The organism is Myxococcus sp. CA051A (assembly GCF_013336705.1).
GTDB classification, from domain to species: Bacteria; Myxococcota; Myxococcia; order Myxococcales; family Myxococcaceae; genus Myxococcus; species Myxococcus llanfairpwllgwyngyllgogerychwyrndrobwllllantysiliogogogochensis.
This window is the reverse complement of sequence record NZ_JABUMS010000026.1, coordinates 79525-96500: the sequence shown is the minus strand read 5'-3', so window position 1 is coordinate 96500 and position 16976 is coordinate 79525. Positions and strand designations below refer to the sequence as shown.

The window sequence follows — 16976 nt, the reverse complement described above, 5'->3', positions numbered from 1 at the left end:
GAGGCTTGCCCTCCCGAGCTCGTCCAGCGCTGGGGCTCTCGCCTCCGTCTCCTCAACGCCTACGGCCCCACCGAAGTCACCGTCTGCGCCTCCATCTCCGCACCTCTCCTCCCCGGCCAGACTCCTTCCATTGGCAAGCCCTGGGACAACGTCCGCGTCTACGTCCTCGACTCCTCTCTGCGCCCACTGCCCGTCGGTGTCCCCGGCCAGCTCTGCGTCGACAGCGTCGGCCTCGCTCGTGGCTACCTCTCCCAGCCCGCCCTCACCGCCGAGCGCTTCGTCCCCAACCCCTTCAGCCCCACTCCCGGCGCTCGCCTCTACCTCACCGGTGACAAGGCTCGCTGGCTTCCCGACGGCACCCTCGAGTTCCTCGGCCGCATCGACGACCAGGTGAAGCTGCGCGGCTTCCGCATCGAGCTCGGTGAAGTCGAGGCCGCTCTCCTCTTCCACCCCTCCGTCCATCAGGCCGTCGCCACCGTCCGTACCGAAGCCGCTGGCGACAAGCGCCTCGTCGCCTACGTCGTCGCCGACGCCAGCGACACCATCGACGTCGCGGCCCTGCGCGAGTCGCTCAAGCGACACCTGCCCGAGCACATGGTGCCTTCCACCATCGCCGTGCTCGCCGCGCTCCCCCTCACGCCCAACGGCAAGGTAGACCGCAACGCGCTGCCCTCGCCCGACGCGTCCCTCTCCGCTCCGGTCCGCGAATACGTCGCGCCCCGGACCCACGTCGAAACCCAGCTCGCCGCACTCTGGGCCGAGCTGCTGCACATCGAGCGCGTCGGTATCCACGACGACTTCTTCGAACTGGGCGGCCACTCCCTGCTCGCTACCCAGTCGATGTCTCGCATCCAGGCCACCTTCGGCATGGAAGTGCCACTGAGGGAGCTGTTCGAGGCCCCCACGGTGGCGAAGCTGGCCGCACGGCTCGAAGCGGTCGCGCATGCGGGTGCGGGTGCGTCACGGGCGCCAGAGCTGGTGCCGGTGCCTCGCACGGGTGAGCTTCCGCTGTCCTTCGCGCAGCGGCGGCTGTGGTTCCTGGATCAGCTCGAGCCGGGCACCGCCCTCTACAACCTGCCCGCCGCCATCCGCTTGGATGGCCCGGTCGATGTCGCGGCCCTGGAGCAGGCCTTCGGTGCGCTGGTGCGACGCCATGAGTCGCTGCGCACCACGTTCCCCGCGAATGCCCACGGCAGCCCGGTGCAGGCCATCGCCGAGGCGGCGGAGCTGAAGTTCGCGCTCGTGGACCTGTCCGCGCACCCCTCCGCGCAACGCGAGGACGAAGCGAAGAGGTTGTCGCTCCAGGAGGCGCAGCGGCCCTTCGACCTGGCCCGAGGCCCCCTGCTGCGCGTGACGCTGCTCCGCATGGATGAGCGCCTGCACGTGCTCCTGCTGACGATGCACCACATCATCTCCGACGGCTGGTCCACGGGCGTGCTCGTGCGCGAGGCCGGGGAGCTGTACATCGCCGCCCGCGAGGGGCGTCCCGCGTCCCTGCCGGAGCTGCGCGTGCAGTACGCCGACCACGCCGCCTGGCAGCACCAATGGCTGGAGGCCGGTGAGCTGGAGCGACAGCTCACGTACTGGAGGACCCAGCTCGCGGGCGCGAACCACGTGCTCACGCTGCCGACAGACCGTCCCGTTCCGGCGATGCAGACCCAGGCCGGCTCGACCTACCCCGTGCGACTGTCTCCTGCGGTCTCCTCCGCCGTGACGACCTTCAGCCAGCACATGGGCGCCACGCCGTTCATGGTGCTGCTCGCCGCGTTCGAGGCGCTGCTGTACCGCGCCACGGGTCAGGACGACGTGCTCGTGGGCTCACCGGTGGCCGGGCGCAATCGTCCGGAGACCGAGGGCCTCATCGGCGTGTTCATCAACACGCTGGTCCTCCGTGGACGCATGTCCAGTGACATGTCGTTCCGCGCACTCGTCGAGCAGGCCCGAGAGACGGCGCTCGGCGCGCTCACGAACCAGGACGTCCCGTTCGAGCAGTTGGTTGAGGAGTTGCAGCCCGCGCGCAGCCTGAGTCACTCGCCGCTGTTCCAGGTGATGTTCGCGCTGCAGAACATGCCTGCCCCCTCGCTGACCCTGTCGGAGCTCACCCTCACTTCCGCGGACGTGGACCCGGGCATCGCGAAGTACGCCCTGTCCCTCGTCCTCCAGGAGACGCAGGACGGGCTCACGGGCGGGTTCGAATACAACACGGACCTCTTCGACCTGGAGACCATCCAGGCCATGACGGGGCACTTCACGCGCCTGCTCGAAGCGGCGGTGAACCACCCGGACCTCACGCTCGCCGCGCTGCCCGTGCTCTCCACCGAGGAGCGGCACCGGCTGGTGGTGGAGTGGAACGACACGCGCTCGGACTTCCCGCGCGACACCGCCGTCTTCGCGTGGTTCCAGTCGCGCGCCGCCCTGGCCCCCGAGACTGTCGCCCTGGAGTGGAACGACGGGCAGCTCACGTATCGCGAGCTGGAGCGGCAGGCGCTCGCGCTGGCGGAAGTGCTGCGTCAGCGAGGCATCGGGCCCGAAGTGCGCGTCGGTCTGTTCGCGCGTCGCTCACCCGAACTGGTCGCCGGAGTCCTGGGCATTCTCGCCGCGGGCGGCGTCTGGGTCCCGCTCGATCCTTCCTCGCCGTCCGAGCGACTGGCGATGATGCTGGACGACACCGCGCCCACGGTCGTGCTGACCCAGCGCGCGCTTCGTGACGCGCTGCCAGCGGGGACGGCTGGCGTCCTGGTGCTCGAAGACGTGCTGGCGTCCGAACCGGTGGCGAGCAACACCTTCCGCGCCCCTGTCCTGTCTTCGGAGAGCGCGGCGTACATCCTCTTCACGTCCGGCTCGACGGGACGCCCCAAGGGCGTACTGGTGCCGCACCGCGCCCTGGCCCGACACACAGCCTGGTTCAGCGCGAATCTGGGCCTGGGGCCCAGCGACCGCGTGCTGCAGAAGACGGCCCCTGGCTTCGACGCCGTGGTGCCGGAGCTGATCTCCACGCTGGTCAGCGGTGCGCGGCTCGTGTTGCCTCCGGCGGCGGCGGACCTGGACATGGACGCACTGCTGACGGTGCTCGCGCATCGGCAGGTGACGGTGCTCCAGCTCGTCCCCTCGCAGCTCAGCCTGTTCGTGGAGGCCGAGCGACTCGAGCGCGCCACGGGCCTGCGAGTGCTGGTGTCCGGTGGTGAAGCACTGCCGGCGGAGCTCGCGCGGCGCATCCGCGCGCAGTGGCCGGAGACCCGTCTGGCCAACTGCTATGGCCCCACCGAGACGGCGGTCGACGCCACGTCCTGGACGGTGAATGGCCCCATCCACGGAGCCACCGCGCCCATTGGCGGCCCGATTGGTGACACGCAGGTGTACGTGCTGGATGCACATGGGCAGGTGGTGCCCGTGGGTGTCACGGGTGAGCTGTTCATCGGAGGCGAGGGCGTGGCACGCGGCTACGTCGGCCAGCCGGCGATGACGGCCGAGCGGTTCGTCCCGGATGCGTTCTCCTCCGTGCCCGGCGCCCGGCTCTACCGCACGGGCGACCAGGCCCGCTGGCGCCATGACGGTGTGTTGGAGTTCCTCGGTCGCGCCGACGCCCAGGTGAAGGTGCGCGGCTACCGCATCGAGCTGGCCGAAATCGAGTCCGCCCTGCTCGCGCATCCCGAGGTGCGTGAGGCCGTGGTGCTCGCTCGCGAGGACCGACCCGGAGACAAGCGACTGGTGGGCTACGTCGTGGGTGCGTCCTCGCTGGAGGCCCCCGCGCTGCGAGCGTTCATCGCCCAGCGCCTGCCCGAGTACATGGTTCCGTCCGCGCTGCGGATGATGGACGCGCTGCCCCTCACCGCGAACGGAAAGGTGGACCGCAAGGCGCTGCCCGTGCCCGAGCAGTCGTGGCTCACCGAGGACGCGTCCCAGGCCACGCCGGGTACGCCCACCGAGGAGCTGCTCGCGGGGCTGTTCGCCCAGGTGCTCGGAGTGCCGGGTGTCAGCACCACCGTCAGCTTCTTCGAGCTGGGCGGACACTCGCTGCTCGCCACACAGCTCGTCTCACGCGTGCGGTCCGCGTTCCAGGTCGAGTTGCCCCTGCGCGAGCTGTTCGAGGCGCCGACGGTCCACACGCTGGCCACGCGCATCGACGCCGCCCTGAGCGCGGGCGCGAAGCTCCAGAGGCCGCCTCTCACCGCCCTTCCGCGTGATGGCGAAGCGCCCCGGGCCTTCGTGCCGTCCTTCGCGCAGCAGCGACTGTGGTTCCTGGACCAGTTGGAGCCGGGCAGCCCGTCGTACAACATGCCCATCGCGCTGCGGCTCGAAGGCGTGGTGGACACGGACGCGCTGGAGCGAGCCTTCACGGAAGTCGTCCGGCGCCATGAGGTGCTGCGCACGACGTTCCGCGCGGGCCCCGAGCAGCTCGTGCATGCGCCGATGCCTGTGTCGGTGCCCGTGGTGGAGCTGTCCGGACTCGACGATGCCGAGCTCCAGCTCCGTGTCGATGAAGAGGCTCGTCGTCCCTTCAATCTCACGCACGGCCCCCTGCTGCGCGTCACCCTGCTTCGGCTGGGTGAACAGCGGCACGTGCTGCTGCTGACGATGCACCACATCATCTCGGACGGTTGGTCCATGGATGTGCTCGTGCGTGAGACGGCGGCGCTCTACGCGGCCTTCTCTTCGGGTCAGCCTTCGCCGCTGCCGGAGCTGCCCATCCAGTACGCCGACTACGCCGCATGGCAGCAGTCCTGGCTCCAGGGCGAGGCGCTCGAAACCCAGCTCTCCTGGTGGAAGGAGCTCCTCGCGGGGGTTCCTCCGCTGCTGGAGCTGCCCACGGACTTCCCGCGTCCCGCCGTGCAGGGCTTCCGAGGCGCGAGTGTCTCGCGAGTGCTGCCGCGTCAGCTCGTCGACTCACTCCACGCGCTGTGCCGTCGTGAGGGCTCCACGCTGTTCATGGCCCTGGTGGCGGGCCTCCAGGCCGTCCTGTCCCGCTACTCTGGCCAGGAGGACTTCGTCATCGGCACCGGTATCGCCAACCGGAACCAGGCGGAGACCGAGGGCCTCATCGGCTTCTTCATCAACCAGCTCGCCCTGCGCGCGCGGTTGGGTGGCAATCCCTCCTTCCGCGAACTGCTCGGACGCGTGAGGAAGGACACGCTGGGCGCCTACGCGCACCAGGACCTGCCCTTCGAGGAGCTGGTCAAGGCCGTCAACCCCGAGCGCAGCCTCGCTCACGCGCCTCTCTTCCAGGTCGCCGTGGTGCTCCAGAATCAGCCCGAGGCCGAGCTGAAGCTCCCGGGCCTCACCTTCCACGTCCAGCCCTCCAACACCGGCACCTCGCGCCTCGACCTCACCCTCGCCCTCCAAGAGACGGCCCAGGGCCTGGGGTGCAGCATCGAGTACCGCACCGACCTCTTCACGGCTCAAACCGTCGACAGGCTGCTCATCCACCTCGGTGCCCTTCTCGAGAAGGCCGCGGCTCAGCCCGAGGCTCCTCTCTCCTCTCTCTCCCTGCTCTCCGAGGCCGAGCAGCACCAGCTCCTCGTCGAGTGGAACGACACGGCACGAGACTTCCCGCGCAACGCCACCGCGCACGCCCTCTTCGAGGCCCAGGCCGCTCGCACTCCTGACGCCACCGCGCTTCGCTTCGAGGGCAACTCCCTCACCTACGCTCAGCTCGACTCTCGCGCCAATCGCCTCGCGCACCACCTGCGTGGCCTCGGTGTCACGGCCGAAGTCCCCGTCGCTCTCTGCGTCGAGCGCTCTCTCGACCTCGTCGTCTCCATCCTCGCCATCCTCAAGGCCGGCGGCGCCTGGGTCCCTCTCGATGCCTCCTACCCCGTCGAGCGCCTCTCCTTCATGCTCCGCGACTGCGCAGCCCCCGTGCTCGTCACCACGGCGACTCTGGTGCAGTCGCTGGGTCTGAATGTGGAAAGCATCGTCCGGCTGGATTCCGACGCGAGCCTCATCTCCGCGCAGCCCGAGTCCCCTCCGGCCTCTAGCACCAGCGCCGACAACCTCGCCTACGTCATCTACACCTCCGGCTCCACCGGCACTCCCAAGGGCACCCTCCTCCAGCACCGCGGCCTCGCCAACACCGCTCTCACCGCTGGCCGTGCCCACGGCTTCTCTCCCTCCTCTCGCGTCCTCCAGTACGCCGCCTTCGGCTTCGACGCCTCCGTCGCCGAAATCTTCGGCGCCCTCCTCGCCGGCTCCACCCTCGTCCTCGCTCCTCGCGAGCGCCTCCTCCCTGGCGCTCCTCTGCGCGACTTGCTCCGCGACGAGTCCATCTCCGCCGTCACCCTCACTCCCTCCGTCCTCGCGCAGATGCGTCCCGAGGACCTCCCCTCTCTCCAAACCCTCATCTCCGCAGGCGAGGCTTGCCCTCCCGAGCTCGTCCAGCGCTGGGGCTCTCGCCTCCGTCTCCTCAACGCCTACGGCCCCACCGAAGTCACCGTCTGCGCCTCCATCTCCGCACCTCTCCTCCCCGGCCAGACTCCTTCCATCGGCAAGCCCTGGGACAACGTCCGCGTCTACGTCCTCGACTCCTCTCTGCGCCCACTGCCCGTCGGTGTCCCCGGCCAGCTCTGCGTCGACAGCGTCGGCCTCGCTCGTGGCTACCTCTCTCAGCCCGCCCTCACCGCCGAGCGCTTCGTCCCCAACCCCTTCAGCCCCACCCCCGGCGCTCGCCTCTACCTCTCCGGTGACAAGGCTCGCTGGCTGCCCGACGGCACCCTCGAATTCCTCGGCCGTATCGACGACCAGGTGAAGCTGCGCGGCTTCCGCATCGAGCTCGGTGAAGTCGAGGCCGCTCTCCTCTTCCACCCCTCCGTCCACCAGGCCGTCGCCACCGTCCGTACCGAAGCCGCTGGCGACAAGCGCCTCATCGCCTACGTCGTCGCCGACTCCAGCGACACCATCGACGTCGCGGCCCTGCGCGAGTCGCTCAAGCGACGCCTGCCCGAGCACATGGTGCCTTCCGCCATCGCCGTGCTCGCCGCGCTCCCCCTCACGCCCAATGGCAAGGTGGACCGCAACGCGCTGCCCTCGCCCGACGTGGAGAGCCTGCGCGGCGACACGGCGTTCACCGCGCCTCGCACGCCCGTGGAGGAGAAGCTGGCGGAGCTGTTCGCGACGGTGCTGAAGCTGGCTCGCGTCAGCGTCACGGACAACTTCTTCGAGATGGGCGGCCACTCGCTGCTCGCCACCCAGGTGACGTCGCGCATCCGCTCCGCCTTCGCGGTGGAGCTGCCGGTGAGAGACCTCTTCGAGGCCCCCACCGTCGCCGCGCTGGCCCAGCGGGTCGACACCGCCCTGCGCACCGGCGCGACGACGACGGCGCCGCCCATCGAGCGCACGCCGCGCGAGGGCAAGCTGCCCCTGTCGTTCTCGCAGCAGCGCGTGTGGTTCCTGGACCAGCTCGAGCCAGGCAGCCCCGCGTTCAACATCCCGACGGCGCTGGTGCTCTCCGGTGAGCTGGACGTGGAAGTGCTGCGTCGGACGCTGGAAGCCGTCGTGCACCGTCACGAGGCCCTGCGCACCACGTTCCACACGGAGTCGGAGGGCCCCGTGCAGGTCATCCACGCCCCCTCGCCGTTCGAGCTGCCCGTCATCGACCTGCGCCACCTCTCCGCCGAGCAGCGAGACCTCGAGGCCCGACGTCACGCGGGCGAACACTCGATGTATTCGTTCGACCTGAGCACCGGGCCGCTGCTGCGCGCCGCCGTGCTGGTGCTGGAGGACCAGGAGCACCTGCTGCTGCTCAACGTCCACCACATCGTCTCCGACGGCTGGTCCATCAGCGTCGTCGTCCGTGAGATGGCGCTCCTGTACGGTGACTTCCAGGCCGGCCGCGTGCCGAACCTCCCCGAGCTGCCACTCCAGTACGCGGACTTCGCCGCGTGGCAGCGCCGCTGGCTGGACGGCGCTGAGCTGGACCGTCAGCTCACCTGGTGGCAGCGACAGCTCGATGGGGCTCCCCAGGATCTGGAGCTGCCCACCGACCGGCCGCGCGCGCACCTTTCGCGGCCTCGCGGCGGCCTGTTGCCCCTCGTGGTGCCTCCCGCGCTGGCGGTGGCCATCGAGACGTTCTGCCACCGTGAAGGCATCACCCCCTTCATGTTCTTCCTGGCGGCGTTCCAGTTCGTCCTGTCCCGCTACTCCGGTCAGGACGACATCTCCGTGGGCTCGCCGGTGGCGGGACGCAACCGCGCGGAGCTGGAGGGCCTGGTCGGCTACTTCCTCAACACGCTGGTCCTCCGCACGCGCCTGGATGGGGACCCGACGGTGCGCGAGCTGCTGGGCCGCGTGCGCGAGACGGCGCTCGGCGCCTACGCACACCAGCACCTGCCCTTCGAGCAGCTCCAGCCCCTGCGTGACCTCCAGCAGTCGCCGCTGTTCCGCGTGATGTTCATCCTCCAGAACACACCGGACGCGACGGCCTCACTGCCGGGCCTGACGCTGCGTCCGGGCCCCGACGAGGACCATGTCGCCAAGTTCGACATCACGCTTTCCATGGGACGAAGCGCAGCGGGCTTCACGGGCGAATTCAACTACCAGGCGGACCTCTACGACGCGTCCACCATCGAGCGGATGATCCGGCACTTCCGGGCGCTCGTGGAGCTGCTCGTCTCCGCCCCCGAGCGTCGCCTCTCCTCGCTCACGCTGCTCTCCGGCGAGGAGCGTCTGCGGCAGCTCGTGACGTGGAACGACACGCGCGCGGACTTCCCCGAGGCCTGCGTACACGTGCTCTTCGAGGCCCAGGTCCACCGCGCTCCCGACGCGCTGGCGGCCTCCTTCGAGGGCACCCAGCTCACCTATGCCCAGTTGAACGAGCGGGCCAACCAGCTCGCCCATGTGCTGCGCCGTCACGGCGTCGGCCCCGAGGTCCGCGTCGCGCTCGGCGTGGAACGCTCGCTGGATGTCGTGGTGGGCCTGCTCGGCATCCTCAAGGCGGGCGGCGCCTGGGTGCCCGTGGATCCGCTGCTGCCGCGCGAGCGCCTGTCCTTCCTGCTCGACGACAGCGGTGCCGCGCTGCTGCTGACGCAGTCCCCGCTCGTGGACCGCTTCCCCGAGCCGCACCGCGCCCGTGCCCTGTGCCTGGACACCGCGCACGAGGCCCTGGCGCGAGAGAGCATCGAGGCGCCTGTCACCGGCGTCACTCCCGGCAACCTCGCGTACGTGCTCTACACCTCCGGCAGCACGGGCCAGCCCAAGGGCACGGCGGTGGAGCACCGGAGCGTGGCCAACCTCGTCACGCACGAGGCCACGGCCTACGGCATCGGTCCGGGCGAGCGCGTGCTCCAGTTCGCCAACCTCTCCTTCGACCTGTCCGTGGAGGAGATCTTCACCACGCTGACCTCGGGCGCCACGCTGGTGCTCGCGCCGCTGGAGAAGGTGATGCCGGGCGCGCCGCTGCACGCCCTGCTGCGAGAGCAGGCGCTCACGGTCATCAGCCTCACGCCCGCGGCGCTGGCCGCCACGCCCGCCGACGCGCTGCCCGCGCTGCGGACGGTCATCTCCGGCGGCGAGGCCCTGCCCTCGGACGTCGTCGCACGGTGGGCCCCGGGTCGCCGGTTCCTCAACACCTACGGCCCCACGGAGGCCACCGTCGTGGCCACGCTCGGACAGGTCGTCGCGGATGACAGCCACGTGCCCTCCATCGGCAGGCCCCTGGCCAACGTGCGCGTCTACGTGCTCGACGCACGCGGCGAGCCGGTGCCGGTGGGCGTCAAGGGTGAGCTGTACCTGGGCGGAGTCGGCGTGGCTCGAGGCTACGCGGGCAGGCCCGCGCTCACCGCCGAGCGCTTCATCCCGGATGCGTACTCCGAGGTGCCCGGCGCGCGGCTATACCGCACCGGCGACGTGGTGCGCTGGCGCGACGACGGCACGCTGGAGTTCGTCGGCCGCGTGGACGCGCAGGTGAAGGTGCGTGGCTTCCGCATCGAGCTGGGTGAAGTCGAGGCCGCGCTGGCCCGGCACCCGGCGGTGCGCGAGGCCGTCGTGGTGGCTCGCGAGGATGGACCTGGCGGCAAGCGCCTCATCGCCTACGCCGTGGCGCGCGAAGGCGTGCCCACCGACGGAGCGACGCTGCGCTCGGCGCTGAAGGACGCGCTGCCCGAGTACATGGTGCCCACGGTGGTGATGGTGCTGGACGCGCTGCCGTTGACCTCGAACGGCAAGGTGGACCGCAAGGCCCTGCCCGCGCCGGACATGAGCAACGTCAGCGGGCGGCCCGACTTCGTGGGGCCTCGCACACCCACGGAGGCGCGGCTGGGCACCATCTGGTGCGCGGTGCTCGAAGTGGAGCGCGTGGGCATCCACGACAACTTCTTCGAGCTGGGCGGGCACTCGCTGATGGCGACCCAGGCCATCAGTCGCATGCGCGCGGTGTTCAAGGTGGAGCTGCCGCTGCGGGACTTGTTCGACACGCCCGACCTGGCGGCACTGGCGCAGCGCGTGGACCTCGCGGTGCAGCAGGGCCAGGGGCTGGAGATTCCGCCGCTGGTCCCCGTGGCGCGCACGGGCGATCTGCCGGCGTCGTTCGCCCAGCAGCGCCTGTGGTTCCTCGACCAGCTCGAGCCGAACAGCGCCTTCTACAACATCCCCGCCACCGTGCGGCTGGAGGGCGCGCTGAACGTGGACGCGATGAGCCGGGCCGTCAACGAGTTGCTCCGTCGGCACGAGTCCCTGCGCACGTCCATCCTGAGCAACAACGGTCAGCCCATCCAGGTCATCCATCCGCACGAGCCCGCCGCGCTGATCGTGCTGGACCTGAGTGCGCTGGAGCCCGAGGCCCGCGAGGCCGAGGCGCGTCGCGCGGTCACCGAGGAGACGCAGCGTCCGTTCAACCTGACGGACCGCTCGCTCCTGCGCGTCCGGCTGCTGAAGCTCGGCGCCGAGGACCACGTGCTGCTGATGTCCATGCACCACATCGTCTCGGATGGTTGGTCCATGGGTCTGCTCATCAACGAGCTGGCCTCCGCGTACACGTCCTTCGCCCGGGGACTGCCGCTCACGCTGCCGGACCTGCCGCTCCAGTATGCGGACTACTCCACTTGGCAGCGCAGTTGGCTGAAGGGCGACGTGCTCGACAGGCAGGTGGCCTGGTGGCGCAAACATCTGCTGAACGCGCCCCCGGCGCTGGAGCTGCCCACGGACTTCGCCCGTCCGGCGGTCAGCAGCTTCAAGGGTGACATGGTGGGCGTCACCATGCCGCGCGGCCTCCAGGATGCGGTCCAGACCCTGGCGCGCCGCGAGGGCGCCACGACGTTCATGGTGCTGCTCGCCGCCTTCCAGACCCTGCTGTGGCGCTACTCCGGTCAGGACGACATCAGCATCGGCTCTCCCATCGCCGGCCGGCGCCACTCCGACCTCGAGAAGCTCATCGGCTTCTTCGCCAACACGCTCGTGCTGCGCACGCAGCTGTCCGAGCACCAGACGTTCCGCGAGCTGCTCGGCCGCGTACGTGAAGCGACGCTGGATGCGTACGCGCACCAGGACGTTCCGTTCGAGAAGCTGGTCGAGGAGCTCCAGCCCGAGCGCAGCCTCAACCGCACGCCGCTGTTCCAGGTGCTGTTCGTCCTCCAGAACGTCCACAAGGAGACCTACGACTCCGCGGGCCTCCGCATGTCGGCGATGGAGGCCACCAGCGGCACGGCCAAGTTCGACCTGACGCTCTCCGTGTTCGAGTCGCCGCAGGGCTTCACCGGCTACCTGGAATACGCCTCCGACCTCTTCACGCGAGAGACGGCGGAGCGGATGGTGGGGGCGCTCCAGCACCTGCTCGAAGGCGCCGTCTCCCAGCCGGACCTGACGCTGGGCCGGCTGCCCCTGCTCTCGGACACCGAGCGTCAGCAGGTCGTCGAGGGCTTCAACGCCGCGGTGGACCCGACCTACGTGCCGGGCCTGATGCACCGCTGGGTGGAGGCCCAGGTGTCGCGCACACCGGACCGCGTGGCCGTGACGGATGGAACCCGCTCACTCACCTACGCGCAGCTCGACGCGCGGGCCAACCAGCTCGCCCATCACCTCATCGCGCTCGGCGTGCCCGTCAATGGCACGGTGGGCCTGTGCCTGGAGCGCGCGAGCCTGGACATGCCCGTCGCGGTGCTGGCCACGCTCAAGACGGGCGCCGCCTTCCTCCCGTTGGACCCGAGCTACCCGGCAGACCGACTGGCCCTGATGCTGGAGGACACCGGCGCGCCCGTTGTCCTCGCGCACTCGGCGCTCGTCTCCGCGCTGCCTCCGGGATTGACGGCGCGAGTGATCCGACTCGAGGAGGAGACGTCCGTCGCCTCGCGGCCGACGCACTCGCCCGACGTGGACATGTCGCCGGAGACGAACTGCTACTTCGTCTACACCTCCGGCAGCACGGGCCGGCCCAAGGGCATCGTCATGTCCCACCGCGCGGTGGGCAACATGCTGTGGTGGCTGATGAAGCGCGCGGTGAAGCCGGACGCGACGACGCTCCAGTTCGCGTCGCTCAACTTCGACGTGTCGTTCCAGGAGCTGTTCGGCACCTGGTTCCTGGGTGGCAAGGTGCTGCTCATCAACGGCTCGCTGCGCCAGGACCCGCCCGCCATGCTGCGCTACATGCGCGAGCACCGCGTGGAGCGGCTGTTCCTGCCCTTCGTCGCCCTCCAGGCGATGTGCGACGCGGCGCTCACGGAGAAGGAGCTTCCGCCGCTGGGTGAAATCGTCACCGCCGGCGAGCAGCTCCAGGTGACGCCCGCGCTGCTCGCGTTCTTCGACCGGCTGCCGGAGTGCACGCTGGAGAACCAGTACGGCCCGTCGGAAGCGCACGTCGTCACCGCGTGGCGCGCACCCGCGGACCGCAAGCGCTGGCCGGCGCTGCCCCCGGTGGGCTCGCCGGTCACCAACGTGCAGCTCTACGTGTTGGACCCGCACGGCGCGCCCTGCCCCATCGGCGTCGCGGGCGAGGTCTACGTCGGTGGCGCCAACGTGGCCCACGGCTACCACGGCCGCCCGGACCTGACGTCGGACCGGTTCCCGCCGAACTTCATGGGCGGCGCTTCCGGCTCGCGGCTGTACCGCACGGGCGACAAGGCCCGATGGCTGGCGGATGGCAACCTGGAGTTCCTCGGCCGCCTGGACAGCCAGGTGAAGCTGCGAGGCTTCCGCATCGAGCTGGGCGAGGTGGAAGTGGCCCTGCGCGCGCTGCCCCAGGTGCGCGACGCGGTGGCCATCGTCCGCGAGGATGTCGCGGGAGATCGCCGCCTCGTCGGCTACGTGGTGCTGCCGGCCGACGCGCCGTGGAGCACCGAGGAGGCCCGTCAGGTCCTTCGCGAGAAGGTGCCCGAGTACATGGTGCCGTCCATCTTCGTGCGTCTGGAGGCACTGCCGCTGATGCCCACCGGCAAGGTGGCGCGCGGCGCGCTGCCTCCTCCGGACGAGGAGAGCCTGCGTGGCACCACGCCGTTCTCCGCGCCTCGCACGCCACTGGAGGAGCTGCTGGCCGGGGCCTTCGCGGAGGTGCTGCGCACGCCTCGCGTGAGCATCACCGACAACTTCTTCTCGCTCGGTGGGCACTCGCTGCTGGCCACGCAGGTCGTCTCCCGCGTGCGCGCGGTACTGGGCGTGGAACTGCCGCTGCGCGCCCTCTTCGAGGCCCCCACCGTCGAGTCGCTCGCCCTGCTGCTCGAGCGCGCCCAGGAGGCGCTGAAGGCCCAGGACACACGCCCCAAGGCGACGGCCCGTCCTGCCACGCCCACCTGGTCGCCGCTCGTCACGCTGCGCCCGGGCACCGATGCGCGACGCGTGCTCCACGTCATCCACGGAATGGATGGCCGGGTGGACGGCTACGCGGAGCTCGCGAACCACGCCCCCGAGGGCTGGAGCGTCGTCGGAATCCAGGCCCGCGGTCTGGAGGAGGGCCGCGCCCCGCTCGAGTCCGTGGAGGCGATGGCCACGCTCTACGTGGAAGCCCTGCGTGCCTCCGCGCCCCAGGGGCCGTACCGGCTGGCCGGCCCGGGAATGGGCGCGCTGGTGGCGTGGGAGATGGCACAGCAACTCCAGCGCGAAGGCCATGCCGTGGAGCTGTTGCTCATCGAGCCGCTCCCCGCGGAGCCGGATGCCAGCACGGCGGCCACCACGGCCGGCGCGCAGGGGGCGCTGTTCGCGAAGCTGCTCGCCGCCCAGGCGGGCATCGACGCCCCGGCGCTGCCCTCGGCGCTCACCACCAGCAAGGACGCGGAGCCGCTGCTCGCGCACCTGCATGCCGAAGGCGCGAAGACGGGCCTGCTGCCGGAAGCGCTCTCGCTCGCGGAGCTGCACGTGCACTTCAAGGTCTTCGCCAGCCACCTGCGCGCCGCGCGGCGCTACCTCCCCGAGCCCACCGAGGGCGCCGTGAGGCTGCTGCGCGCGACGGAGGCTCCGGAGCGGGATGAGGACGCGCTCGACGGGGGCTGGGGCGAGTTGGCCGAGGGCGGCCTCGAGCTCCACGAGTCCCCCGGAGACGCCGTCTCCGTGCTGCGCGCACCGCACGTCACGCGGTGGTTGAAGAAATTGTTCGACCTGGAAGGTCGGGAGTCATGACGGGCCACCTTCACGACAGGGGGTGGCTCTCTCTCGCACCAGGACGCATGGTCGCGGGAAGGACAGCCTGTCGGAGCAGTGTTCCAGCAGAGGGGTCGGTAGGCATCCGCCTACTCCTGGCGGTCTTGACCCCTTTTCCTGGGATGTGAACAAGATGCAGCCACTTTCAGGAGTCACTCACATGGCGGACGAGCGCGAGGACACGACGATCTACAAGGTCGTCGTCAACCACGAGGAGCAGTATTCCATCTGGCCGGCGGACCGGGAGAACGCGCCGGGCTGGAAGGACGCGGGCAAGCAGGGCCTGAAGGCCGAGTGCCTCGAGCACATCAAGCAGGTGTGGACGGACATGCGTCCGCTGAGCCTGCGCAAGAAGATGGAAGAGCAGGCGCTGAAGAACTGAAGCGACGAGCGCCCCGCCTGACGGACCCCGGTGAACTCACTGGGGTCCGAGGGCGGGGTTCAACGTCTCAGAGGTCCGGCGGCGGACGAACCCCCAGATGGCAGGCGCGCAACGCCAGCTGGGTGCGGTTCTCGGCCCCAAGCTTCCGGTAGAGCTGGGTGACGTGCGACTTGACGGTGCGCTCGGCGATTTGAAGATGTGCGGCGATCTTCAAGTTGTCCGCGCCCCCGGCCACATACGCCAGGACCTCGCGCTCGCGCTGAGTGAGCGCCAGCAGGACACTCGCGGTGGGTGACGTGACGGGCGGATGCTCGAAGTCGTTGCGCAACAGCTGCACCGGGAAGAGCCGCTCACCTCGCACCAGCGAGTTGATGGCCGAGGACACGGCGGACGTGCCGAGCCCCTTCCGGAAGAGGTAGCCGGAGGCACCCTCGTCGAAGCACTGGGAGATGATCTCCGGAGCACTCACGGCCGAGAGGAGCAACATGCGCACCTCCAGCCGACGCTTGCGGGCCTCGCGCAACAGGTTGATGCCTTCGGTCACAGAGCAGCCCACGGCCGCTTCGCTATCTCCTTCCACATCCATCACCGCCACTTGTGGCGGATCGGTTCCCAGCCCATCGAGAAAGAGTCGCACGTCCCTCGTCACCGAGGTCACGGCAACACCCTCGCCGCGAAGACCGTCGGCGAGGCTTTCCCACGCCGCCCACGGTCCTTCGAGAATGGATACACGGATCGCTGCTTGATTAGTTGCCATGCGAAGGCCCCCCAGCCGCCATGGCGAAACAACTTGGACTGCAGTGTTGACTGCTTCCGACCTCCGGACAGCTCAGGCCAGCGGGAAGAGGCTTCCAGGTCGTGCGTGCACGTCCGCTGAACCACTCCGGGATCGGCCCATCGATGTAAGACCCGACTCCCTGACTGCTTTCAACTACCCACGACTCGCGACGTCCTTCCGGGCTCCACCTCCGCTGGAGCCAGCTCCAGGTTCAACGCCACGAATACCCTAACACCGGGAAAGCGCAGAGGCGAAGGCGCCCCTGGCGCGAGTGTCAAGTGTGCGCGAATCGGATTGGATTCGGGCACCGCGTCCGTTGGTTCGTCATCGCTGTCACGTCCATGACAGCCTTTTCCGTCCAACAGCCGATACCCGCCGTCCCCCGTCGTGGGTCCGGATGTCCACCACGCAACACCCCTCTGAGCCTGGATTAGCCAGACAGCCGGGTCGCAACAGGTGGGAGATGGTACGGCGGGCGGCGTGTATGCTGGGTAGCGGACATGAGTACCGCTTCGACTCCGCACCTCGCCGTGGCCACGCCGGAACGCGTGGCGCTCTCCCTGCCCGTGGCCGGCATCGGCTACCGGTGCCTCGCGTGGCTGGTGGACGCCAGCCTGCTCTTCTTCTTCTGGGTGGTGGCGTACTTCGTCTTCACGCTGCTGGTATCGGACGTGCTCGGCGTCTTCCAGGGGCTGTCGGGCGTGGGCCAGACGTTGCTGGTGGTGGGCATCTTCGCCACACAGTGGCTGTACTGGACGCTGGGCGAGGTCTTCTTCCATGGGCAGACACCGGGCAAGCGGGCGCTGCGCATCCGCGTGGTGCGGCTGGATGGCTCGCCAGTGGGCCTCTACGAGAGCGCGGTGCGCAACCTGTGCCGCGCGGTGGACTTCCTGCCGGGTGTCTATGCCGCCGGCTGCATCAGCATGCTGCTGACGCCGCAGCACCGACGCCTGGGTGACCTGCTGGCTGGGACGGTGCTGGTGCGCGAGGAGCGCATCGACCTGGACAAGTACACCGCGACGAGGGCGCCCGAAGCCGGCGCCCCGGGTCCGAAAGCCACACGGGCGCTGACGCCGGACGAGGTGGAGCTGGTGCTGGCCTTCCTCACGCGCGCGCCCGGTTTGCAAGCCGACGTCCGGCGGAGGATGGGGACGAAGCTGGTGGAGAAGCTGGGCGGGCTGACGTCCGAGGAGCAGGTCACGGTGCTCGCGTCGGCCGAGGCCACCGAGGCGTTCCTGCGGGCCCACGTTCAGGTGGAGCGCTAGA

4 protein-coding genes are annotated in these 16976 nt (G+C 69.9%); 3 read left to right on the top strand and 1 reads right to left on the bottom strand.

The window, feature by feature from the left end:
• Positions 1–14529: non-ribosomal peptide synthase/polyketide synthase (locus tag HUA74_RS41575; protein WP_174459006.1), on the top strand; the 14529-nt coding region annotated here is incomplete at its 5' end.
• 181 nt (positions 14530–14710) lie between these two features.
• Positions 14711–14932, top strand: a complete 222-nt coding sequence (locus HUA74_RS41570; protein WP_141648541.1) for an MbtH family protein — start codon at positions 14711–14713, stop codon at positions 14930–14932.
• 67 nt (positions 14933–14999) lie between these two features.
• On the opposite strand, the gene fruA is transcribed toward HUA74_RS41570, so the two are convergent.
• Entirely contained in the window at positions 15000–15689 is a 690-nt protein-coding gene (gene fruA / locus HUA74_RS41565; RefSeq protein ID WP_141648540.1) for a response regulator transcription factor FruA, read from the bottom strand.
• 521 nt (positions 15690–16210) lie between these two features.
• Between fruA and HUA74_RS41560 the strand changes: the two genes are divergently transcribed.
• Positions 16211–16975, top strand: coding sequence for an RDD family protein (locus HUA74_RS41560; RefSeq protein ID WP_174459005.1), 765 nt, complete (start codon positions 16211–16213; stop codon positions 16973–16975).
• Position 16976 lies beyond the last annotated feature (1 nt).

Excerpts from the sequence above, each read along its gene's own strand:
- fruA (WP_141648540.1), bottom strand. The coding sequence starts at position 15,689 with ATGGCAACTAATCAAGCAGCGATCCGTGTATCCATTCTCGAAGGACCG.
- HUA74_RS41570 (WP_141648541.1), top strand. The coding sequence starts at position 14,711 with ATGGCGGACGAGCGCGAGGACACGACGATCTACAAGGTCGTCGTCAAC.
- HUA74_RS41560 (WP_174459005.1), top strand. The coding sequence starts at position 16,211 with ATGAGTACCGCTTCGACTCCGCACCTCGCCGTGGCCACGCCGGAACGC.